Raw genomic sequence first — 22301 nt, forward strand, 5'->3', positions numbered from 1 at the left:
AAACCAAGATGTCCCAAACGAATACCGTCGCCCTCCACCGCCCTGTCGCCATCAAGCAGGCGGACAACGCCACCTGGCCGCTGGCCGACGTGCTGGCCCTGTTCGAACTGCCGTTCAACGAACTGATGCACCGCGCCCAGGAAGCGCACCGCGCCAACTTCCCCGACGGCGACGTCGAGCTGGCCACCCTGCTGTCGATCAAGACCGGCGGCTGCGAGGAAGACTGCGGCTACTGCCCGCAGGCCGCGCGCTACGACACCGGCGTCGAAGCCAAGAAGATCCTCGACCTCGACACCGTGCTGGATGCGGCGCGCGAAGCCAAGGCCAATGGCGCCACCCGCTTCTGCATGGGCGCGGCATGGCGCAGCCCGAAGGAACGCGACATGGAGAAGGTCGAGACCATGGTGCGCGAAGTGAAGGCGCTCGGCATGGAAACCTGCGCCACCCTGGGCATGCTGGAAGAAGGCCAGGCCGAACAGCTGAAAAAAGCGGGCCTGGACTACTACAACCACAACATCGACACCGCGCCGGATTTCTATAACAACGTGATCTCGACCCGCGAATACCAGGACCGCCTGGACACGCTGGGCCGCGTGCGCAGCGCCGGCCTGAAGGTCTGCTGCGGCGGCATCGTGGGCATGGGCGAGACGCGCGAGCAGCGCGCCGGCCTGATCGCCCAGCTGGCCAACCTGAACCCGTATCCGGAATCGGTGCCGGTCAACCACCTGGTGCAGGTCGAGGGCACGCCGCTGCATGGCGTGGAAAAACTCGACCCGATCGAATTCGTGCGCACCATCGCCGTGGCCCGCATCACCATGCCGCAGGCGCGCGTGCGCCTGTCGGCCGGCCGCCGCGAACTGGGCGAAGCCGTGCAGGCGATGTGCTTCATGGCCGGCGCGAATTCGATCTTCTACGGCGACAAGCTGCTCACCACCGGCAACCCGGAAGCGGACGACGACCGCGTGCTGCTCGAGAAGCTGGGCCTGAAGACGCGCGCCGCGACGCTGGAGTCGGCGGCCAAGGCTGCCTGCGGCTGCTAATTTTTTGCGAACGCGGCCGGGGAGACACGGCCGCCATGAACCTAAACCGAAGAAGCGAAAGACCAACGCATGTTCACCAAAATCCTCATCGCCAACCGTGGCGAAATCGCCTGCCGTGTCGCCGCCACCGCGCGCCGCATGGGTATCCGCACCGTCGCCGTGTACTCGGAAGCCGACGCGGGCTCGAAGCACGTGGCGGTCTGCGATGAGGCGGTGCTGATCGGCCCGAGCGCGGCCAAGGACAGCTACCTGCGCGGCCAGAAGATCATCGAGGTGGCCAAGGCCACGGGCGCCCAGGCGATCCACCCGGGCTACGGCTTCCTGTCCGAGAACGCGGAATTCGCCGAAGCCGTGCAGGCCGCCGGCCTGGTCTTCATCGGTCCGCCGGGTTCCTCGATGCGTGCGATGGGTTCCAAGTCGGCCGCCAAGCAGCTGATGGAAGGCGCCAACGTGCCGCTGGTGCCGGGCTACCATGGCGACCAGCAGGACCCTGCCTTCCTGCGCGAGCAGGCCGACCGGATCGGCTATCCGGTGCTGCTCAAGGCCAGCGCCGGCGGCGGCGGCAAGGGCATGCGCGTGGTCGAGCGCTCGGAAGACTTCGAAGCCGCGCTGGCCTCGTGCAAGCGCGAAGCGATCAGTTCCTTTGGCGACGACAAGGTGCTGGTCGAGAAATACCTGATCCGCCCGCGCCACATCGAGATCCAGGTGTTCGCCGACACCCACGGCAACTGCGTCTACCTGCACGAGCGCGACTGCTCGGTGCAGCGCCGCCACCAGAAGGTGCTGGAAGAAGCGCCGGCCCCGGGCATGACCCAGGACCGCCGCGCCGCCATGGGCGAAGCGGCCGTGAATGCCGCGCGCGCGGTCGACTACGTGGGTGCCGGCACGGTGGAATTCATCGCCAACCAGGACGGCTCGTTCTACTTCATGGAGATGAACACCCGCCTGCAGGTCGAACATCCGGTCACCGAGATGATCACCGGCACCGACCTGGTCGAATGGCAGCTGCGGGTGGCCTTTGGCGAGCCGCTGCCGAAGAAGCAGCACGAGCTGGCCATCCACGGCCACGCGATCGAAGCGCGCGTCTATGCCGAGAACCCGGAAAAAGGTTTCCTGCCCTCGATCGGCACGCTGCGCCACATGGACACCCCGCAGGCGGTCGAGTTCGAGCTGGGCGCTTCGGGGACGAATCCCGCCGCGGTGCGCGTCGACTCGGGCGTGCGCGAAGGCGACGCCATCTCGCCCTTCTACGACCCGATGATCGCCAAGCTGATCGTCTGGGGCGCCGACCGCACCCAGGCCCTGGCGCGCATGTCGCAGGCCCTGGCGGAATTCCAGATCGTCGGCCTGGCGACCAACATCGCTTTCCTGAAGCGCCTGGTCGAAGGCGACGCCTTCTCGAGCGCCGACCTGGACACCGGCCTGATCGAGCGCCACGGCGCCACGCTGTTTCCGGCCCCTGCCAGCGCCCCGCTGGGCGCCCTGGCCCTGGCCGCGCTGGCGCTCAGCAGCAGCGAGACCGTGCGCGGATCCATTAATCCGGCCGACCCGTGGGCCCAGGCCCGCGGCTGGCGCATGAACAGCGCCTACCGCCGGGTGCTGTCCTTCGCCGACGAATTCAGCGGCGAGGCAGGCTACCAGGTAGGCCTGACCTATGGCGCTCACGGCTGGGAGATCGATGCCGGCGGCGAGCGCCAGCGCCTCGAACTGGTCCGCCATGAAGGCGCCGAGCTGACGATCCGCCTGGGCGACACCTCGCTGCACGGCAGCGTGCGCCGCGATGGCGAGCTGTTCCACGTGTTTACCGGAGGCCGTCATTACACCCTGGCGTACAATGACCCGATGGCGCACGCCGGCGAGCTCGAGGCCGCAGGTGGACGCCTGACCGCGCCGATGCCGGGTAAAGTGGTGGCGGTGCTGGCCTCGTCCGGCAAGGAAGTCAAGAAGGGCGAGCCGCTCGTGATCATGGAAGCGATGAAGATGGAACACACGATTTCCGCGCCGAGCGACGGCCTGGTGGAAGAAGTGCTGTACCAGGTTGGCGACCAGGTGGCGGACGGCGCGCCGCTGCTGGCTTTCAAGGCGGCGTAATACCAATACAAGAATATAGAGGGGGAGACATGCGCATACTCCTGTACCGCGGAGACGGCGTGATCGAGCCATGGGCGCGCGAATTCGCCGCCGTCATGCCGCAGGTGGAGACCGTCGCCTGGAAGGAGGGCGCCGCCCTGCCGCCATGCGACTACGCGGTATTGTGGAGCCCCGCGCCCGAGCTGCTCGACCAGCTTGCCCATGTGCGGGCGATCTTCCTGATGGGCGCCGGCGTCGACGCCCTGCTCAAGCTGGGCGATGCGCTGCCGCCGGTGCCCTTCGTGCGCCTGGGCGACGCCGGCATGGGCGTGCAGATGGCGGAATACGTCGCGCACGCGGTGCTGCGCTACTACCGCCACTTCGACGACTACGAGCAACAGGCCCGGCAAGGTGTCTGGGACCCGCTGCCGCTCACGCCCAAGGACGACTTCACGGTCGGGATCATGGGGCTCGGCAAGCTCGGCCTGCCGGTGGTGGAGGCGATGCGCCTGTTCGGCTTTCCGGTGCGCGGATGGAGCCGCACGCCCAAGGACATCCCTGGCGTGGAATGCTTCCATGGCATGGACGGGCTGGATTCGTTTCTGCGCGGGACGCGGGTGCTGGTCTGCATGCTGCCGCTGACGCCCGAGACCGCCAACCTGCTCGACCGCCACAACCTGGGCAAGCTGCAGCCGGGCGCTTATCTCATCAACGTCTCGCGCGGCGCCATCCTGGCCGAACCCGACCTGATGACCCTGATCCGCTCCGGCCACATCGCCGGCGCCACGCTCGACGTGTTCCGCCACGAGCCGCTGCCGGCGCCGCACCCGTTCTGGAACGAGCCGCGCATCAGCATCACCCCGCATATCTCGGCGCTGACCGTGCGCCGCGAAGCCGTGCTCCAGATCGCCGACAAGATCGCGAAGCTGGAGAGCGGCCAACCCGTCGACGACGTCGTCGACCGCGATCTAGGATATTGAAAGACATGAACCAAGCCAGCCTGCCGAAGAAGGTCAAGATTGTCGAAGTGGGGCCGCGCGACGGCCTGCAGAACGAGAAGGAAGCGCTGTCCGCCGCCGTCAAGATCGAACTGGTAAACCGCCTGGCGCGCGCCGGTTTCGCCAACGTCGAGGCGGCGTCCTTCGTCTCGCCCAAGTGGGTGACGCAGATGGCCACCAGCGCCGAAGTCATGGCCGGCATCGAACGCCTGCCGGGCACCATCTACTCGGCCTTGACGCCGAACATGCAGGGCTTCGAAGCGGCACTCGCAGCAAAAGCCGATGAAGTCGTGATCTTCGGCTCGGCCTCGGAAGCCTTCTCGCAGAAGAACATCAACTGCTCGATCGCCGAATCGATCGCGCGCTTCGAGCCGGTGGCACAGGCCGCCAAGGCGAACAGGCTGCGCCTGCGCGGCTCGATCAGCACCGCGTTCGGCTGCCCGTACCAGGGCGAGGTGTCCCTGGATGCGGTGGCCGACGTGGTGCGCCGCATGCGCGACCTCGGCTGCGACGAGATCGACATCGCCGACACCATCGGCGTCTCGACCGCGCGCAAGACCCAGGCCGTGATGCTGGCAGCAAGCCGGGAATTCCCGCTGCAGCAGCTGTCCGGCCACTTCCACGACACCTACGGCCAGGCGCTGGCCAACATCTACGCGGCGCTGGAAGTCGGCGTGGCGATCTTCCACTCGTCGGTGTCGGGCCTGGGCGGCTGCCCGTATGCGAAAGGCGCGACCGGCAATGTCGCCACCGAGGACGTGGTCTACCTGATGAACGGGCTCGGCATCGAGACCGGCATCGACCTCGACCAGGTGGTGGATGCGGGACAGTTCATCTCGCAGCAGCTCGGTCGCAAGGGAGCGAGCCGGGCGGGGAATGCGATTGCCGCGAAGCGGGCAGGCTGAATTCTTTGGGCGGGTGGCGATGCCGCCCGCCTGAAGAAAAACAGGGCCCGGAAACGAAAAAAGCCGACAGTTTTCGCTGTCGGCCTTTTTCTTGATACTGGTCGGAGTACAAGGATTCGAACCTTGGACCCTCTGGTCCCAAACCAGATGCGCTACCGGGCTGCGCTACACTCCGAGGAGAAGAATCATACCGCGCCGGGCTTGCCAGGTCAAGGTTTCAGGCCAAATTAAGGCTTGTTGTCGTATTCTTCGACAACAATCAGCCGAAAACATGATGAGTCTGGCAAGGTCCGATCACAGTGACGCAAGCATGATGCAAGGGAACAAACGCTTCCTGTTCGGCATCGGCGTGTCCGTGAGCGTGCACATCCTGTTGCTGCTTGCCTACCGGAATAGCGGTTCCCTGCCGGCGTCCGCGCCCGAACCACCTGCTGCGATCGTCGTGAGGATTGCCCCGCCGGCCCCGCCGCGCGTCGAACCGACACCGGCACAGCGGCAGGAAGCGCCGGCGCCACGCAGCGCACGCAGGTCGGCGCCTGAACCCGTCATTGCCGTGCCTGCTTCGCCGCAGCAGGAAACCCCATCCGATCCCTTCGTGGTCCAGCAGGCCGATGCGCCGGCCGACACACCGGCACCTGCGCCGGCGCATAGCGCGACGCCGCAGTTCGACATGAATACGGCCAGGCAAGCGGCGCGGCAACTCGCCGGTCAGACCAGACTGGGCCGGGAGGGATTGGCGAACGCGCAATTCCCCGATCCGCCCCTGGAGACGGAATCGAAGTTCGCCAAGGCCATCAGCAAGGCCAAGCGCCGCAATTGCAAGGACGGCATTCCGGGCGGCCTGCTGGCGCCGCTGTTCCTCGCCATGGACAAGAAGGACAGCGGCTGCAAGTGGTAAAGGATGTCGCGCGCTGCCCGTGCTTCAGGGCGCCAGCGCTTGCAGGTCCCGGCGCTGGCCGCCGTGTGGCCCCGGCCCGGGCTGTGCCGCGATCTGCCGGGCCGCACTGTCCTGCCCCGTGCTCGCCGGCGCACGCAGGTGGAAGGCGCCCACCGTGTGCGCCAGGCTGTCCGCCTCTTCGCGCAAGGCCTGGGCGGCGGCCGATGCCTCCTCGACCAGGGCGGCGTTTTGCTGGGTGACCTGGTCCATCTGGACGATGGCCTGGCTCACCTGTTCGATACCGACGCTCTGTTCGCGGCTGGCCGTCATGATCTCGGCCATGATGTGGGTCACGCGCTCGACGCTGCGCACGATGTCTTCCATGGTCGTGCCGGCCTGGTCGACCAGTGCCGAGCCTTCGCTCACCGTGCGCACCGATTCATCGATCAGCGTCTTGATTTCCCTGGCGGCGGCGGCACTGCGCTGGGCCAGGTTGCGCACCTCGTTGGCGACCACGGCGAAGCCGCGGCCCTGCTCGCCGGCGCGTGCCGCTTCCACCGCGGCATTCAAGGCCAGCAGGTTGGTCTGGAACGCAATGCCGTCGATCACGCCGATGATATTGCCGATGCGCGTGGCCGACGCATCGATCGCCGCCATGGTCTGCACGACTTGCGCCACCACCGCGCCGCCCTTGCCGGCCACTTCCGACGCCGACAGCGCCAGCTGGTTCGCCAGCTGCGCATTGTCCGCGTTCTGCTTGACGGTCGAGGTCAGCTCGTCCATGGAAGCCGCGGTCTGCTCGAGCGACGCCGCCTGCTGTTCGGTACGCGCCGACAGGTCCAGGTTGCCTGCCGCGATCTGGCTGGACGCGGTCGCGATGGTGTCGGTGCCGGCCCGCACGCGGCCGACGATGCCGGCCAATCCTTCGTTCATGTCGCTCAGCGCGCGCATCAGGCGGCCGGTTTCGTCGGTGCCCTGCACATCGATCTCCTGCGTCAGGTCGCCGCCGGCCACCGCTCCGGCGATCCGCACCGCCTGCTCGAGGGGATGCACGATGCTGCGCAGCAGCGCGACGCCGACGATGCCGGCCAGCACCAGGCCCAGCGCCATGCCGGACAGGCACACCGTGCGCACGATCTCGAAGGTCGCGTGCGACGCCTCGGTCGACTTGCGGCCCTCGTCGAGCTGAAGCTGGATCAGCTCGTCGATGGCGACAGCCACGGGTTTGAAGGTCTCGATCAGCGGGCCATGCACGATCTCACTGGCGCCTGCCATGTCGGCGCCACGCAGCGCCGCGATCGCGGGCTGCAGGCCGCGCTCGGCGAAGGCGCTGCGCGCCGCGAGGAAGCGCGCGACCAGGACCTGTTCGCGGGCATCGATGGCGGCGTTCGTGTAGGCCTTCCATTGCTGCTCGACGATGGCGTCGTTGTGTCCGATGTCCTCGAGCAGGGCGGGCAGCTGTCCGGCCTCGGCCGTCAGTGCTTCGGCGGCATCGAACTTGATGCGGTTCAGGCTGCGCACCAACTGGTCGAGCTGGCCCAGGCGGACCAGGCGGTCGCTGTACAGGGACTGCAGCTCGTCGTTGGCATGTCCCAGGCTGATCAGCCCGACTGCGGCCCCGACGATCAGCTCCATGCCAAGCAGGGCAATCACGAACAGGAGGCGGATCTTGATGCTTGTTTTTTGAAATAGCAGCATGTGAATGGTTTCGCTCTGGGATGGTTCAAGGGAAGGACACCAAGGCTGAAGCGGTGCTTCAACACAGGGTCAACACAGGGCCGGCGTTTCCTTCATGAGCAGGCCGGCCAGCTGCTCGGGCCAGATCGGACGGCTGAAGTAATAGCCCTGGATCTGGTCGCAATCGTTCTCCTTCAGGAAGGCCACCTGTTCGGCCGTCTCGACCCCTTCCGCGACCGCGGCAAGGCCGAGCGAATGGGCCAGGGTGATGATGGCGCGGATGATCGCCGCCCCTGCCTCATCGCCCATGTCGTTCACGAAGGCGCGGTCGATCTTGAGGACGTCGAGCGGGAAGCGCTTCAGGTAGCTCAGCGACGAGTAGCCGGTGCCGAAATCGTCGATCGACACGCTGACCCCGAGTTCCCTCAAGGAGCGCAGCACGTCGGCGGCCTCTTCGGTGTCCTGCATCACGGTGCTTTCGGTGATCTCGAGTTCCAGGCCGGCCGGCGCCAGGCCGCTGGCGTCCAGCGCGGCGCGGATCCGCTGCGCCAGTCCCGGCTGCTGGAACTGGCGCGCCGACAGGTTCACCGAAATGCGCCCGCGGAACAGCCCTTGCGCCCGCCATGCGGCAGCGCGGGTACAGGCTTCGCGCAGGACCCACAGGTCGAGCTCGTTGATCAGGCCGCTTTCTTCCGCGATCGGAATGAAGCGCGCCGGCGCCAGCAGGCCCAGTACCGGATGGCGCCAGCGCACCAGGGCCTCGACCCCGACCATGCTGCCGTTCTTGACGCTGACGCGCGGTTGGTACTGGAGCACGAACTGACCGCGCTCGATCGCATGGCTCAGCATGGTTTCCAGGTCGATGCGTTCACGAATCGACCCTTCCATGCTGGCGCTGTAGAAGCACAGGTGCGCCGGAGCGTCGGTGCGGGCGCAGGCGCTCGCCAGTTGCGCCATCTGCAGCAGCTGGTCGGGCTGGCAGGGCTCGGTCGGCAGGACCGCAATGCCGACGCTGGCCGACAGGAACACATGGTTGCCGGCCGGGGCAAAAGGACGGCGTACACAATCCTGCAGCGCCCTGGCCAGCGCGGCCGCATTGTCCCGGCTGCTATGGCGCCGCACGACGATGAATTCGTTGTTGCCCTGACGCGCCAGCAGGTCGTCGGCGCCGAGCCGGGCCGACAGGCGCGCCACGCACTCGTGCAGCACGTCTTCGCCGCCGGTCCAGCCATAGTGGCTGTTGATCTTCCTGAGGCCGTCGATGTCGAGCACCAGCACCGCCACCGCGCCGGCGTTGCAGTGGGCCGCCTCGATCGCTTCGCCCAGCATTTCCAGCGCCCGGTGCCGGTCCGGCAAGGCTGCCAGCGGGTCCTGCGCCAGGCGCCTGGCCACGGCGGGCTGCAGGCGGGCGACGTCGCGCGCGGCGCTGGACAGGCCGGTGCGGCGCCCTTGCTGCGCCGCCACCGGGTACCGGGTCGGCGCCTGCAGAACCTCGGCGAACACCGCCCGGTGCAGGCACAGGAATGCGAGCAGCTTGTACAGGTGGGCGGCGATGTTCGACAGGTCGTCCGGCCCCAGGTACAAGGTAAAGTTGATGCCGCTCAGGCCGGTGACCGCCGCAGCGGTCGCCAGGTAGCGGTTGCCGCGCGTGGGCACGCGTCGCGCGCGCAGCAGCAGGAGCAGGGCCGCCACCACGTTCATGCCGATGAGTACGTATTCGAAGGCGAGCCTGGACGCCGTCAATCCCTCGACGGAAACGAAGCTGGGCGGGACCAGGTCGGACTGCCCCAGCGCCAGCCAGTAGCCCCATGCGGCCAACCCACAGGTGCCGACCACCCAGAGGCGGTAGCTGCGCACCCCGATCGTGCAGGCGGCCGGCAGCAGCGCCGCGCCCAGCAGTGCCAGCGCCGCAAGGCCGCGCGCGCCTACCCAGAACGCGGCAGTGCTGGCGGCGGGCACCGACGCCAGCGCCCCGGGCAACACCGGGATCGTCAGCAGGTGGCCGATGCCGAGCAGGCCGACCGCGAGCGCGCTCGACGACAGCAGGGCCAGCCCGGCGGGCACGCGCTTGCCGGCCGCGTGGGTGACGACCGCGAACACCAGTAGGGCAAGCACGATCGAGCACGCTTCCAGCGCGGCATGCAGCGGCGGATACCAGGGCGAAGTCGAGGGCAACATGCCCGCGTAACCGAGCGCCAGCCCGACGGTCAGCGCGGCCAGCAGGACGCACAGGCTCGTCAGGCGCAAACCGCCTGGAATGGGACGCACCAGTTTCCTCATGCCGCCGCGTCCACATCATGACGGCGCAGCAGGCGCTCGATCTCGGCGGACGGCACCGGCTTGCCGAACCGGTATCCCTGCATCCGGTGGCAGCCGTGCGCTTCCAGGAAGTCCTGCTGGGCCGCGGTTTCGACGCCCACCGCGACCACGTCCAGCTTCAGCGACGCGGCCAGGGCGATCACGGCATGCACGATGGCGGCAGCGTCATCGTCGGCCGCGATGTCCGCGATGAAGGAGCGGTCGACCTTCAGCCCATGGATCGGGAAGCGCTTGAGGTTGGCCAGGCTCGAATAGCCGGTGCAGAAATCGTCGATCGCCAGCTGGACGCCCATCTGCGACAGCCGTGCCATTGCGTCGGCCGCCGTGCCCGGGCTTTCCATCAGCAGGGTTTCGGTGATTTCCAGCGTCAGCGCCCGCGGATCGCAACCGGTGCGCTCCAGCAGGCGCTCGACCTGCGCGGCAATGTCTTGCTGGTGGAACTGGCGTGTCGACACGTTCACGCTCATGCGCAGCGGCGCCAGGCCCATGCGCGTGAACGCCGCCAGCTGGCTCATCGCAGTGGCCAGCACCCACTCGCCGATCGGTACGATAAGACCGGTTTCTTCCGCCAGCGGGATGAAATCCGCCGCCGGCAGGATTTCGCCACCGTCGACCTCCCAGCGCAGCAGGGCTTCCAGCCCGACGATTCGGCCGCTCGCGCTGTCGAACTGGGGCTGGTAATGCAGCCTGAATTCGTCGCGTTGCAGGGCGCGCTGCAGCCGCGCCTCGATGTGCAGGTGCTCTTCGGCCCGCACGCCCATGTCTTCGGTATAGAAGTGGAAATGGTTGCCCCCGTTCGCCTTGGACCGGTACATGGCGGTATCGGCCGCCTTGAGCAGGGCGGTCGGGTCGCGTCCGTCGCGTGGATAGATCGCGATGCCGATACTCCCGGTCGGAAACAGCTCATTGCCAGACAGGGTCAAAGGCTGGAACAGGTCCGCCAGAACCTTGCGCGCCACCAGGCCGGCGTCGTCCGGCGCCACCAGGTCGGGCAGCACCACCACGAACTCGTCCCCGCCCTGGCGTGCGACGGTGTCGCTTTCACGCAGGCTCCGTCCCAGACGGCGCGCGATCTCGATGATCATCTGGTCGCCCGCATCGTGCCCAAGGCTGTCGTTCACATGCTTGAAGCGGTCGAGGTCGATGAACATCACGGCAACCATGCGCCCGTTGCGCTGTGCCTGGGCGATCGCATGCGACAGGCGGTCCTGCAGCAAGGCGCGGTTCGGCAGACCGGTCAGCGTGTCGTGGTTGGCCATCCTCAGCAAAGCCTCTTCGGCCTGCTTGCGGCGCGAGATGTCTTCGACCGCGATGATCAGGCGCAACTGGCCGCTGACGGCCTCGCGCATGGCCGACGCGCTGACCGTCACCCAGATCGTGTTGCCGCGCTTCGAGACATACCGTGTCTCGCGCTGGAAATCGCGGATCTCGCCGTCGATCAGCTGGCGAATCAGCACCCGGTCTTCCAGCAGGTCGCTCTGGTAGGTAATCTGGTGTACGAAGCGTTGCAGCAATTCGATCTCGGTGTAGCCGACGATCTGGGTCAGCTTGCGGTTGACGCGCACGAAACGGCCTTCGCGCGACAGCAGGGCGATCCCGACCGCGGCCTGGCTGAAGGTCAGGCGGAAAAACTCTTCGCTTTCCTGCAGGCGCAGGCGGGCCTGCCGCTTGAAGGTGATGTCCCGTCCGATCAGCAGCAGGATCGGGCCTTCGGCCTGCCTGGTGCGGCGGATGTTGAATTCGAAGTAGCGCGCCCCATCGGCGTGTCCATCGATGGTGATGACCACGCCGTCTTGCGGCACCCCCGAGGCCAGCGCGGTGGCCATCCGTTCGGCAAGCTCGGAGGACGGCAGGAAAGAGGCGAGCAGGGGATGCGCTTCGAGCGCATCTTCGGGGATGCCGAGCATATCCTGCATCGTCAGGTTCATCGAGCGTACCCGGCCGGCCGCATCGGTCACGATCAGTCCTGCAGGCATGCCGCCGATGATCTGCGTGAGATAGTTCTGGTGCTGGACGACGCTGCGCTGGTCAGCGTGCGCATAGGTGTCGAGGGCCAGGCCCATGTCCAGGCACACGACCTTGAGGATGCTGTTGAACATCGCACTCATGCGGCGTGGCTCGGCATGAAAATGCTTCCACAACAGGTCGAACATGCCGGCCAGGTACTTGCGGTAGGCCCCGATGTACCATTTTGGCTCCAGCCCGATGCGCTGGTGCACCAGCCCGACACGCAGGCGGTCGCGGATGTAGTCGCCGTCGTAGTTGCCGGCGGTCAGGCTGCGGAAATACGTGGCCTGGGAATGCTTCAGGCGCTCTACCGTGTTGTCGTCCTTGACCAGGGCGCGCAATGCCGGGAAACGCAGGATGTGCTCATAGAAGTCGTCAGAAAACGTGTGCGTATCTTCCATCAGCAGGTCATGCAGCTCGCGCAGCAGCGCAATGTCCGCATCGTCCAGGTCGAGGAAGGCCATGCGCGCGGCCACCTCCTCCTGGTCGAGTCCAATTTCACGTCCGATCGTATCGACCGGATCCTCCAATGCATTCGTCGGCATTGCCGTGACGAACTGCGCATGCTGAACCATATCGGCTTATCCACTCTGATTGTTTGAAACCTGCTTGATGGCCAGGCGAAGCTGAACGCACCGCGACATGCGGTGACTCGTCCAGCGTTCACTTATTTATCTGGGAACAGGTGCTCGGAGAGCAGGGAGGTGAGATGTTGGGGCTCTACAAAGGAAAGCTCACTACAATTTCCCGCAAGACATTTAAGTGAATTCAGAGCAATATTTTAGATGTACAATTTATATCGATCAAACGTCTTATTTGATCTGAATCAAAAAATTACCAACTAAATAGTGATCGACAAGCGATCACTCTGCGCACTGCTGTGCGGTGGGGACGGTCCTGATGCAGGAGCCTGGATAAAGGGGGATGGTGATGACGTGACTGTCTGCCTGGAGGCAGGCAGGAAGGCCGGTGGCATCAGGCGCGCCGCCCGGCCGGTGGGCTTATTCGCCCTTGATTTGCAGGGCCCGCTCGTACAGGGCGTTCTTCTTGCGCCCGGTGATCTGCGCCGCCAGGTTAGCCGCCTGTTTTACCGAACACTCGGTCAACAGGATCTGCAGGATACGCTCCGCTTCGGCATCCTGCGCGTCGGTTTGCAGGGTTGCGCCTTCCACCAGCACGACGAACTCGCCGCGCTCGCGGTGCTGGTCCGCTTTGACCCAGGCCAGCGCCTCGCCCAGCGGGCAGCGGTGCACCTCTTCGAACAGCTTGCTCAGCTCGCGTGCGAACACTACCTGGCGGGTCGGCTCGAAACTCGCCAGCAAGCCTTCGACGCACTCGACGATCCGGTGCGGCGCTTCGTAGATGACCAGCGTCGAGGTCTCGCGCGCGAGTTCCGCCAATGCGGTTTCGCGCTGTTTCGACTTTGCCGGCAGGAAGCCGACGAAGTGGAAGCGGTCGTTCACCAGCCCGCTGGCCGACAGGGCGGTAATGGCTGCCGACGGTCCCGGCAGCGGCATCACGTTCAGGCCCGCGGCGCGCACCGCGTCGACGATGCGCGCGCCGGGGTCGGACACGGCCGGCGTGCCGGCGTCCGATACCAGCGCCACGCGCTGTCCGGATTGCAGGCGCTCCACGATCTTTTCCGCCACTTCGCGCTCGTTGTGCATGTGGGCGGCGATGGTCTGCTTGTTCAGGCCGAAGCGCTGCAGCAGCGCGCCGGTCTTGCGCGTGTCTTCGCAGGCCACGACATCGGCCAGCGCCAGCAGGTGCAGGGCGCGCAGCGTGATGTCGGTGACGTTGCCGATCGGTGTAGCCACGACATACAGCGTTGCGGTAGGATAGGACTGCTGGGCCGCCTCGCCCATGACGGGAAGCCGGGCGATGTCGATGGTCTGCTGTTCTGTCATAAGGGATTCCGATGCTGAAGAAAAAGAATATCAGGGCGCTGCTCGCGCTGGCCACACACGGCCTGCTCGCGGCCTCGTTGGCTGCATGCAGCAGCACACCTTTGCCGCCAGACACTGGTTGCGGCGTACCGGGCGGATTTTGCGCGCCCGCCGCGCCGATAGCAAGCCCGCCGCCTGCCGAAGCCAGCTACACGCCGCCGCCGCCCGTCGCGCCGGTGCGCACCAATCCGGTCGACCTGCCCCCATCCGCCGACGGCCGCCCGCTCGCCGACGGCGCCGCCCGCGCGGGCGTGCGCATCGCCCTGCTGCTGCCGCTGCAGTCCGACGCGTTCGCGCAGCCGGCCGAAGCGGTGCGCGCCGGCTTCATGGCCGGCTACGAACGCGACCGCCAGGGCGTAACGGTCAACCTGGTTCCCACCACCGACTCGGCGCAGGCCACGCTCGATGCCTACGCCCGCGCGGCCGAACAGAACGACATCGTGGTCGGTCCCCTGTCCCGCCCTGCCGTGGCCGCGCTGGCCGCCGGCGGCGCCGTGAGCAAGCCGACCGTCGCCCTCAACCACCCGCAGACCGATGGCCCGCTGCCGCGCCGGATGCTGGTGGTCGGCCTCACGCTCGAAGACGAAGCGCGCCAGGTGGCCGACTGGGCCGCCGCCGAACAGCCCGCCGGCCGCGCCCTTGTGCTGACCGGAAAAGCCGCCTGGCAGCAGCGCCTGTCGGGCGCCTTCACGGCGCGCTGGTCGCAGCTGGGCCTGAACAATGCCGTGGTCGAACTGCCCAGCAGCGAGGGCTACGTGGACGCCAACGCGCTGGCCGACCTGCGCGCGCGCCTGCAGGTCGACCCGCCGCAATTGGTGTTCGCCGCCCTCGATGCGGTCCAGCTGCGCCAGGTGCGCAGCGCCATCGGCACCTCGCTGCCGACCTACGGCACCGCCTCGATCAACCCGGGCCGCGATCCGGCCATGAGCGCGCCGGAGCTGAGCGGCGTGCGCATCCTCGACCTGCCCTGGACCGTGCAGCCCGAGCACCCGCTGGTGGCCAGCTATCCGCGCTGGAGCAGCGATACCGAAGGCTACGACATGCAGCGCCTGTACGCACTGGGCATCGACGCCTATCGCATCGCGCGCGAATTGGCCCTGCGCCCCAACGGGTCGTTCGAACTCGACGGCGTGACCGGCCGCCTGTCGGTCGACATGGGCGGCGCGTCGCCGGCCTTCCGCCGCGTCGAGACCGGCACCGTCTACCGCGACGGCATGTTCGAAGCGGTGGCCTTCGGAAGATGACATGTGGCCGCAGCGCCTGTCACTGCGGCAGGTCCAGGGCCGCGACTGGGAGCGCGCCGCCCTGCTCCACCTGCGCCGCCACGGCTTGCGCCCGGTCGAAGAGAATTTCCGCTGCAAGGGCGGCGAAATCGACCTGATCATGCGCGATGGCGATACCCTGGTGTTCGTCGAAGTGCGCCAGCGCGCCGCCGCCTCCCACGGCGGCGCGGCCGCCAGCATCACCCCTGCCAAGATCCGCCGCCTGGTGCGCGCGGCGCAGTTCTACCTGTTGCGCTTTCCCGTCACGCCGCCCTGCCGCTTCGACGTGGTCGCCATCGATGGCGACCGCCTGGAATGGCTGCAGGATGTGATTAACTGAACAAGTACTTACCGACAGGAATGTAAGCAATTTTTTCGGTGCTTGCCCGACCCGGGTTGCCACTGCACTATAATCCTCGGCTATGAATACTCAACGCATCCTCGCTCACTTCCAGGAGAGTGCCGATCTCAAGATGAAGTCGGCAGCTGCCCTGGCCCAACCCATTTCGCAGGCCGTCGAACTGATGTTCAGCGCCCTGTCCAACGGCAACAAGATCCTGGCCTGCGGTAACGGCGGTTCCGCCGCCGACTGCCAGCACTTCGCTGCCGAGCTCGTCGGCCGCTTCGAACGCGAGCGCTTCCCGCTCCCGGCGATCGCGCTGACCACCGACACGTCGATCATCACGGCGGTCGGCAACGACTACAGCTTCAAGGAGATCTTCTCGAAGCAGGTGCAGGCTTTCGGCCAGGCGGGCGACGTCCTGCTGGCGATCTCGACCTCGGGTAACTCGGCCAACGTGCTGGCCGCGGTCGAGGCGGCGCTCGAGCGCGAAATGCGCATCGTGGCCTTCACCGGCAAGGATGGCGGCGCGCTGGCGAAGCTGCTGACCGACGCCGACATCCATATCAACGTGCCCCACGCACGCACTGCGCGCATCCAGGAAGTCCACCTGTGCGCGATTCACTGCATCTGCGACGGCATCGACGTCGCACTGTTCGGAGGAGAAGAGGAATGATGAAAACGCGCCCGCTGGCCGGCCTGCTGTCCAAAATCGTATTGGGAACCGCGCTGGCGGCCTCGCTGTCGGGTTGCGTGGCCATGGCCGTCGGCGGCGTTGCCACCGCCGCGCTGTCGGCCAACGACCGCCGCACCATCGGCATGCAGACCGAGGACAAGGCGATCAACGTCAAGGCCGAGATCAAGCTGCAGCAGCTCACCGGCGAGAACGGCCACATCAACGTCACCAGCTACAACCGCAAGGTGCTGCTGACCGGCGAAGTGCGCGACGAAGCCATGAAGCAGGCCGCCGAGCGCGAAGTGCGCGCCATCGACAACGTGGTCTCGGTGATCAACGAACTGGAAATCGCCGGCCCGTCGAGCTACACCTCGCGCTCGAACGACGCCCTGATCACCACCAAGGTCAAGGCCAGCCTGGTCGACAAGAAGACGGTGTCGGCCACCGCCTTCAAGGTCACCACCGAACGCGGCGTGGTCTACCTGCAGGGTCTCGTCACCCCGCGCGAAGGCAATATCGCGGCCGACGTCGCCAAGGGCGTCGCCGGCGTGAACCGCGTCGTCAAGATCTTCGAGTACATCGCCGAAGAAGACCCGCGCGCCAACCAGCCGGCGCCGAGCCAGAGTTAATGCCAACGGCAGGACTGCGGTCCTGCCGTTTTTTTATCCGCTGCCATGACCGCTTCCACCTCTTCCCGTTCCTGGATCAAGCCCGCCGCCGCCGCTGCGGTGGTGCTGGCGCTGGCCGGCATCGGCTACGCCTCGTTCCACAGCGCCACGCCCGCGCCGAACGTCACCTTCATCAGCATCGCCGGCGACAAGATCAGCACCGAGTCCCTGCGCGGCAAGGTGGTGATGGTGAATTTCTGGGCGACCTCCTGCGTCACCTGCGTCAAGGAGATGCCGCAGATGGTCGAGACCTACAACAAGTACAAGGCGCAAGGCCTGGAGTTCGTGGCGGTGGCCATGCAGTACGACCCGCCCAACTACGTGCTGAACTTCACCGAGACGCGCCAGCTGCCCTTCAAGGTGGCGATCGACTCGGCCGGCGACATCGCCAGGCAGTTCGGCGACGTCACGCTGACCCCGACCACCTTCGTCATCGACAAGCAGGGCAAGATCATCAAGCGCTACGTGGGCGAGCCGTCCTTCCCGGAGCTGCACAAGCTGCTCGAGAAGGAACTCGCTACCTGATCCTTACTTGGAACCTATCCCAGTAGGGAATGAGCCGCTTCCGCCGCCAGCGTCCTCCTCCCTACTAGGATAGGTTCTTAGGATAAAGGATCATCTGGGTGCAGCGGAACAGGGCCAAGGTCTTGCCGCTGTCCTTGTCGGTAACGGTCGCATCCCACACCTGCGTGGTGCGGCCCAGGTGCACGGCGGTCGCGACAACCGCGATCGTGCCCTGGCGCGCGGTGCCGAGGTGGTTCGATTTCAGCTCGATGGTGGTGAAGTTCTGCGCGCCTTCCGGCAGGTGGGCGACGCAGGCGTAGCCGGCCGCGGTATCGGCCAGCGTGACCACGCTGCCGGCGTGCAGGTAGCCGTTCGGCGCCAGCAGCTGGGGCGTGACGGGAAGCTCGGCGCAGACGCGGCCTTCGGCCACTTCGGTGATCCGGATGCCGAGGTGGCCGGGCAGGAAGGACTTGCCGAATTCGTTGAAGGATTCTGGGGTGTATTTCGGGTTCATGGTGCTTGTTTCTTGGTAAAGGCGGGATCGTACACTGCGCGTGGCGATCGTGCAGGCACCACAGCCCTCAACGCCTGCGCTTGCCCCTGCCCGAAGCACCGCCCTTTTGCCGTGCCGCCGTGTTCTGCTGCTGCAGGATCGCATCCACCCGCTCCGACGCCTCGCGCGCCAGCTGCTGCGCCTCGGCGATGCTCGGGAAATACTCCGGCTCCCGATAACCCAGCCACGCATAGGCCGAGTACATGCGGCAGGTATCCTCGACCTCCTGCAGGTTCATGTAGAACAGCTCCTGCGGATGCGGGGTCAGCTTGCACACCTTCTTCTTGGCCAGCGACAGCGCCCAGTGCTCCCAGGCGCTCTGCAGCACGGGCACCCGGCTGGAGATCGGCACCAGGGACAGCATGAATTTTTCGGCCACGGACAGCGGTAAGGTGTCCAGCCATTCGGCGCGTTCGTTCTGCTCCTCGGTGATGCGCGGATAGAAGAAGCCGTCCGGCACGTCGATGTTGTGCACGAAACGGCGCAGCAGCTTGACCAGCGAGGTCTCGCCCGTCACCGAGGAGATGCGGTGCAGCTGCTCGAGCGAAGGCGCGACCGCGAAACCGGTAGCCGGCACCGGCGGAATCTTTTCCTTCATCAGCGCGCGCATCACCGAGTGGGTGTCGTCGTCGTAGCCCGCGACAAAACCCTCCTCGTGCACGCCGTAGCGCCCTGCCCGGCCGGCGATCTGCTTGGCCAGCGCCGCCGAGATCTCTTCTTCCTCGACCCCGTTGTACTTGACCGTGGTGGTCATGACGATGCGCGCGATCGGCATGTTCAGGCCCATCGCCAGCGCGTCGGTGCCGACCACGATGTCGGCCTGCCCTTCGCGGAAGCGTTCGGCCTGGGCGCGCCGCACTTCCGGCGACAGGTTGCCGTACACGGTGGCGACCGACAAACCCTTCTCGGTGATCATGTCGCGCCACATCAGGACCTCGCGCCGCGAGAAGGCAATGACGGCGTCGCCGCGCCGCAGGTTGCCGAGCTTGCGCACCGGCGCCGGTTCCATCGCCAGCGGCGCCATGCGCTTCAGGACGTGGACTTCCAGCGGCACTTCGAGCCGCTCCGCCAGCGCCTCGATCGCGCGCCGCGCCTCCGGTGCGCCGACCAGGAACACGGTCGACGCCGGCGCGCCGCACACGGCCGCGGTCCAGGCGGCGCCGCGGTCGCGGTCGGCCAGCATCTGGATCTCGTCGATCACCGCCACTTCGACCGGGGTTGTCGTGTCCAGCATCTCGACGGTGCTGGCGACGTGGGTCGCGTCCTCGGCGATGCGGCGTTCTTCGCCGGTGATCAGGCTGACCTTGATCTGTTTGCCGTGCGGGCGCGCATTCTGCAGCCGCTCGTAGTTTTCCAGCGCCAGCAGGCGCAGCGGCGCAAGATAGACCCCGCTCGCGGCCTTGGCCAGCGCTTCCATCGCGCGGTGGGTCTTGCCCGAGTTGGTGGGGCCCAGCAGGGCGACGAACTTGCGCTGCATGCGGCTGGCCACGTCGAAGGACTCCGGGTATTCGGCCAGGTTGATGCTTTCCTTGGTGCGCGCGGCATGGCGCTCTTCCTGCTCGCGCTCGACCGCGTGGGTCAGGCGCTGCGAGATGCGCTGGAAGACGTATTCGGCCGGTTCCGAGGTTTCCAGTTCGTCGAGCACGTGCAGGAACAGCATCGGATCCCAGCCGAAATCGTCGGCTTCTTCCGCGATGTCGCGCACGAAGGCCTCGGCCTCGGTCTGCAGTTGCTCGATGGCGTCCGGGGTGGCGCGTTCTTCCAACAGCGCGCGGCGCGCCGGCATGTCCATCTTGCGCCACTTGCTCGGTTTGGCCAGCACGCCGCGCGCGGGCACCAGCCGATAGGGCACGCGCAGGCCTTCGTAGCGCACCTCTCCCGAGAAGCGCAGGAAGACACGGCCTTCCATCTTGACCAGTTCGATGCCGCGCTCGGCGAAGTCGAGTTCGCGCTCCAGGAAGGCGTCGTCGTGTTCGGTGTCGTTCGGTGGGGTATGGGAGTGATTCATGCTTGCTTACGCGATGTCTTGTTGATATCAACTATATCGCGGAAGCGGCGTATGCCTTGTTCCAGTGCATACGAGGAAGATGCACGCGGGACAGCGGCGCCGCCGCCCCGCGCGCTGGAGGGTGTTACGCAGCCACGCCCGCCTCGTGCGCCTGCTGGTCGGCGTGGTACGACGAACGCACCATCGCACCCACGGCGGCGTGCACGAAGCCCATCTCGTAGGCCTTCTCTTCGAACATCTTGAAAGTGTCCGGGTGCACGTAGCGGCGCACCGGCAGGTGCGAGTTCGACGGCGCCAGGTACTGGCCGATGGTCAGCATGTCGATGTCGTGCGCGCGCATGTCGCGCATCACTTCCAGGATCTCTTCGTCGGTCTCGCCCAGGCCGACCATCAGGCCCGACTTGGTGACCGCGTTCGGGTACATCTTCTTGAAGTCGCGCAGCAGCACCAGCGAGTGCTGGTAGTCGGCGCCCGGGCGCGCTTCCTTGTACAGGCGCGGCACGGTTTCCAGGTTGTGGTTCATCACGTCCGGCAGGCCGTCGGCGAAGATGTTCAGCGCCTTTTCGAGGCGGCCGCGGAAGTCCGGCACCAGCACTTCGATCTTGGTATTCGGCGACAGGGCGCGGGTCTTCTGGATGCACTCGACGAAGTGGCCGGCGCCGCCGTCACGCAGGTCGTCGCGGTCCACCGAGGTGATCACGACGTAGGACAGGCGCAGGTCGGCGATGGTCTTGGCCAGGTTGGCCGGCTCGTTGACGTCCAGCGGATCCGGACGGCCGTGGCCGACGTCGCAGAACGGGCAGCGGCGGGTGCACTTGTCGCCCATGATCATGAAGGTCGCGGTGCCCTTGCCGAAGCATTCGCCGATGTTCGGGCAGCTCGCCTCTTCGCACACGGTCACCAGCTTGTTGGCGCGCAGGATGTCCTTGATCTCGTAGAAGCGCGACGAGGCGGTGGCGGCCTTCACGCGGATCCAGTCCGGCTTTTTCAGGCGCTCGGTGTCGGCGATCGGGACGATCTTGATCGGGATGCGCGAGGTCTTGCTGGCGCCCTTCTGCTTCTCGGTGGCGTCGTAGGCTTGGGCAGTACCGGTGTTGGTATCGGTGGTCATTTGGCTAGCGCCCTGGCGGGCTTCCATTTCAAAGGTTGTTCGTTGCTGGGACGTCCGCTTCGGTCGTCGCCAGTTGGCGCACCAGTTCTTGCGCCAGCGCCTGCTGGACATCCGCCAGCGGGGCTTCCACGCCCATCGTGCGCATGTCGACCGTGGCCAGGCCCGAGTATCCGCACGGGTTGATCCACGTGAACGGGGACAGGTCCATCGCCACGTTCAGCGACACGCCATGGTAGGTGCAGCCGTTGCCGCGCACCTTGAGGCCGAGGGCGGCGATCTTCGCGCCCTTGTTCGGGCCGTCCGCCACGTAGATGCCGGGGGCACCGGCCACGCGTTCGCCCGCAAGATTATACGCCGCCAGCACCTCGATGACCGCCTGTTCGATTTTTGCCACAAACTGGCGGGCGTACAGCTTGCCGCCCGGCTTGTTGCGGCGCAGGTCCATCAGCAGGTAGATCACGACCTGGCCGGGACCGTGGTAGGTCACCTCGCCGCCGCGGTCGGTCTGGACGACGGGAATGTCCGCATGTTGTGCCTGCGCTAGTACGTGGGCACGGTCGGCGCCCAGGCCCAGCGTATACACAGGGGGATGCTCGACGATCCACAGTTCGTCCTGCGTCTCGGGCGTGCGCGCGTCGGTGAAGGCGCGCATGGCGGCGAAGGTCGGTTCGTAGTCGGCGCGGCCGAGCGCGCGGATCAGCGGCGTGGCGGGACGGATCGAAGACATGAAGGGTATAGGAAGGAAGTATGGACAGCCCTGCCATTATAAGCCAGCGCGATGCGTCGTGCCCGCCGGCCGTCCATTCCTGTTGATCCTTACAGGACCATTTTCACCATGTGGTGCGAGGACAGGGCGCGATAGACGTCGTCCAGCATCTCGCGGCTGGTGGCGCGCACGGTCACGGTCAGGCCGGTGTAGTTGCCTTTGGCGGAGGGGCGGCTTTGCACCTTGCCGGCATGGAAAGTCGGATCCAGCGCCATGATGACCTCGACGATCGTCGCCTGGAAGTCGACATGCGTCGCGCCCATCACCTTGATCGGGAAGTCGCTCGGATATTCGATGAGGGATTCTTTCTGGTCCATGGTATTCGTCCTGTGCAAAGCGGCATTGTAGCCGCTCTCATATGGTGCTGCACCGGCGGAAAAAAAGAGGCCGGCGCTGTGGCCGGCCTGAACTATTTCTTTTCCGAGAAATAGCGGGACAATTCGGGCCGCTCGGAGCAGCGCTGCTGCCTGCGAGCGAGTGATGCCACTGTAGCGGGCCGCCGTCCCCCCCGCGAGCGGAATGTGACGAACGGCAGTTTGGCGCGACAAGCGACCCAAACGGCGGAGCAGGCGGT

At 66.4% G+C, this 22301-nt stretch carries 19 protein-coding genes and 1 tRNA gene; 10 read left to right on the forward strand and 10 right to left on the reverse strand.

What is annotated here, in order from left to right:
* Nucleotides 1-8: 8 nt before the first annotated feature.
* From bioB to AB3347_RS07615, 4 genes are all read left to right on the forward strand, one after another.
* Entirely contained in the window at nt 9-1040 is a 1032-nt protein-coding gene (bioB, locus tag AB3347_RS07600) for a biotin synthase BioB (RefSeq protein ID WP_369091182.1), read from the forward strand.
* Nucleotides 1041-1109: 69 nt separating this feature from the next.
* Nucleotides 1110-3131, forward strand: coding sequence for an acetyl-CoA carboxylase biotin carboxylase subunit (locus tag AB3347_RS07605; RefSeq protein ID WP_369091183.1), 2022 nt, complete (start codon nt 1110-1112; stop codon nt 3129-3131).
* A gap of 29 nt (nt 3132-3160) precedes the next feature.
* The gene (locus AB3347_RS07610; protein ID WP_369091184.1) at nt 3161-4090 is read left to right on the forward strand and encodes a 2-hydroxyacid dehydrogenase; all 930 of its coding nucleotides are present in this window, start codon (nt 3161-3163) and stop codon (nt 4088-4090) included.
* A 5-nt stretch (nt 4091-4095) separates the two neighbouring features.
* Nucleotides 4096-5013, forward strand: a complete 918-nt coding sequence (locus AB3347_RS07615; RefSeq protein ID WP_369091185.1) for a hydroxymethylglutaryl-CoA lyase — start codon at nt 4096-4098, stop codon at nt 5011-5013.
* A gap of 98 nt (nt 5014-5111) precedes the next feature.
* On the opposite strand, the gene AB3347_RS07620 is transcribed toward AB3347_RS07615, so the two are convergent.
* Nucleotides 5112-5188, reverse strand: a tRNA-Pro gene (locus AB3347_RS07620).
* Between the two features lie 135 nt (nt 5189-5323).
* Between AB3347_RS07620 and AB3347_RS07625 the strand changes: the two genes are divergently transcribed.
* Entirely contained in the window at nt 5324-5911 is a 588-nt protein-coding gene (locus AB3347_RS07625; RefSeq protein WP_369091186.1) for a hypothetical protein, read from the forward strand.
* A 24-nt stretch (nt 5912-5935) separates the two neighbouring features.
* On the opposite strand, the gene AB3347_RS07630 is transcribed toward AB3347_RS07625, so the two are convergent.
* The 4 genes from AB3347_RS07630 to rsmI all read right to left on the reverse strand — a co-directional run bounded on the left by AB3347_RS07630 (nt 5936) and on the right by rsmI (nt 13800).
* Nucleotides 5936-7588: a methyl-accepting chemotaxis protein gene (locus tag AB3347_RS07630; RefSeq protein ID WP_369091187.1), complete on the reverse strand. Its 1653-nt coding sequence runs from the start codon at nt 7586-7588 to the stop codon at nt 5936-5938.
* A gap of 69 nt (nt 7589-7657) precedes the next feature.
* Nucleotides 7658-9835: a putative bifunctional diguanylate cyclase/phosphodiesterase gene (locus AB3347_RS07635; RefSeq protein ID WP_369091188.1), complete on the reverse strand. Its 2178-nt coding sequence runs from the start codon at nt 9833-9835 to the stop codon at nt 7658-7660.
* Nucleotides 9836-9843: 8 nt separating this feature from the next.
* Nucleotides 9844-12468 carry an EAL domain-containing protein gene (locus tag AB3347_RS07640; protein ID WP_369091189.1) on the reverse strand — a complete coding sequence of 875 codons (2625 nt, stop codon included), beginning with the start codon at nt 12466-12468 and terminating at the stop codon, nt 9844-9846.
* 426 nt (nt 12469-12894) lie between these two features.
* Nucleotides 12895-13800, reverse strand: a complete 906-nt coding sequence (gene rsmI, locus AB3347_RS07645) for a 16S rRNA (cytidine(1402)-2'-O)-methyltransferase (protein WP_369091190.1) — start codon at nt 13798-13800, stop codon at nt 12895-12897.
* A gap of 11 nt (nt 13801-13811) precedes the next feature.
* Between rsmI and AB3347_RS07650 the strand changes: the two genes are divergently transcribed.
* From AB3347_RS07650 to AB3347_RS07670, 5 genes are all read left to right on the forward strand, one after another.
* Entirely contained in the window at nt 13812-15083 is a 1272-nt protein-coding gene (locus AB3347_RS07650; RefSeq protein WP_369091191.1) for a penicillin-binding protein activator, read from the forward strand.
* A gap of 1 nt (nt 15084) precedes the next feature.
* Nucleotides 15085-15441: a YraN family protein gene (locus AB3347_RS07655; protein ID WP_369091192.1), complete on the forward strand. Its 357-nt coding sequence runs from the start codon at nt 15085-15087 to the stop codon at nt 15439-15441.
* A gap of 82 nt (nt 15442-15523) precedes the next feature.
* On the forward strand, nt 15524-16117 hold the full coding sequence (locus tag AB3347_RS07660) for a phosphoheptose isomerase (protein WP_369091193.1): 594 nt from the start codon (nt 15524-15526) through the stop codon (nt 16115-16117).
* The gene (locus AB3347_RS07665; protein ID WP_369091194.1) at nt 16114-16746 is read left to right on the forward strand and encodes a BON domain-containing protein; all 633 of its coding nucleotides are present in this window, start codon (nt 16114-16116) and stop codon (nt 16744-16746) included. Before AB3347_RS07660 ends, AB3347_RS07665 begins: the two co-directional genes overlap by 4 nt.
* Nucleotides 16747-16791: 45 nt before the next feature.
* Entirely contained in the window at nt 16792-17310 is a 519-nt protein-coding gene (locus AB3347_RS07670; protein WP_369091195.1) for a TlpA family protein disulfide reductase, read from the forward strand.
* Nucleotides 17311-17374: 64 nt separating this feature from the next.
* On the opposite strand, the gene AB3347_RS07675 is transcribed toward AB3347_RS07670, so the two are convergent.
* The 5 genes from AB3347_RS07675 to AB3347_RS07695 all read right to left on the reverse strand — a co-directional run bounded on the left by AB3347_RS07675 (nt 17375) and on the right by AB3347_RS07695 (nt 22044).
* Nucleotides 17375-17803, reverse strand: coding sequence for a PaaI family thioesterase (locus AB3347_RS07675; protein WP_369091196.1), 429 nt, complete (start codon nt 17801-17803; stop codon nt 17375-17377).
* Between the two features lie 67 nt (nt 17804-17870).
* Entirely contained in the window at nt 17871-19850 is a 1980-nt protein-coding gene (locus tag AB3347_RS07680) for a helicase-related protein (RefSeq protein WP_369091197.1), read from the reverse strand.
* A 124-nt stretch (nt 19851-19974) separates the two neighbouring features.
* Nucleotides 19975-20961: a lipoyl synthase gene (gene lipA / locus AB3347_RS07685; protein ID WP_369091198.1), complete on the reverse strand. Its 987-nt coding sequence runs from the start codon at nt 20959-20961 to the stop codon at nt 19975-19977.
* A 28-nt stretch (nt 20962-20989) separates the two neighbouring features.
* On the reverse strand, nt 20990-21688 hold the full coding sequence (gene lipB / locus AB3347_RS07690; RefSeq protein ID WP_369091199.1) for a lipoyl(octanoyl) transferase LipB: 699 nt from the start codon (nt 21686-21688) through the stop codon (nt 20990-20992).
* Nucleotides 21689-21777: 89 nt separating this feature from the next.
* Nucleotides 21778-22044, reverse strand: coding sequence for a DUF493 family protein (locus AB3347_RS07695; protein WP_369091200.1), 267 nt, complete (start codon nt 22042-22044; stop codon nt 21778-21780).
* Between the last annotated feature and the right edge of the window lie 257 nt (nt 22045-22301).

The organism is Massilia sp. X63, from assembly GCF_041023745.1.
Classification (GTDB): domain Bacteria; phylum Pseudomonadota; class Gammaproteobacteria; order Burkholderiales; family Burkholderiaceae_D; genus Telluria.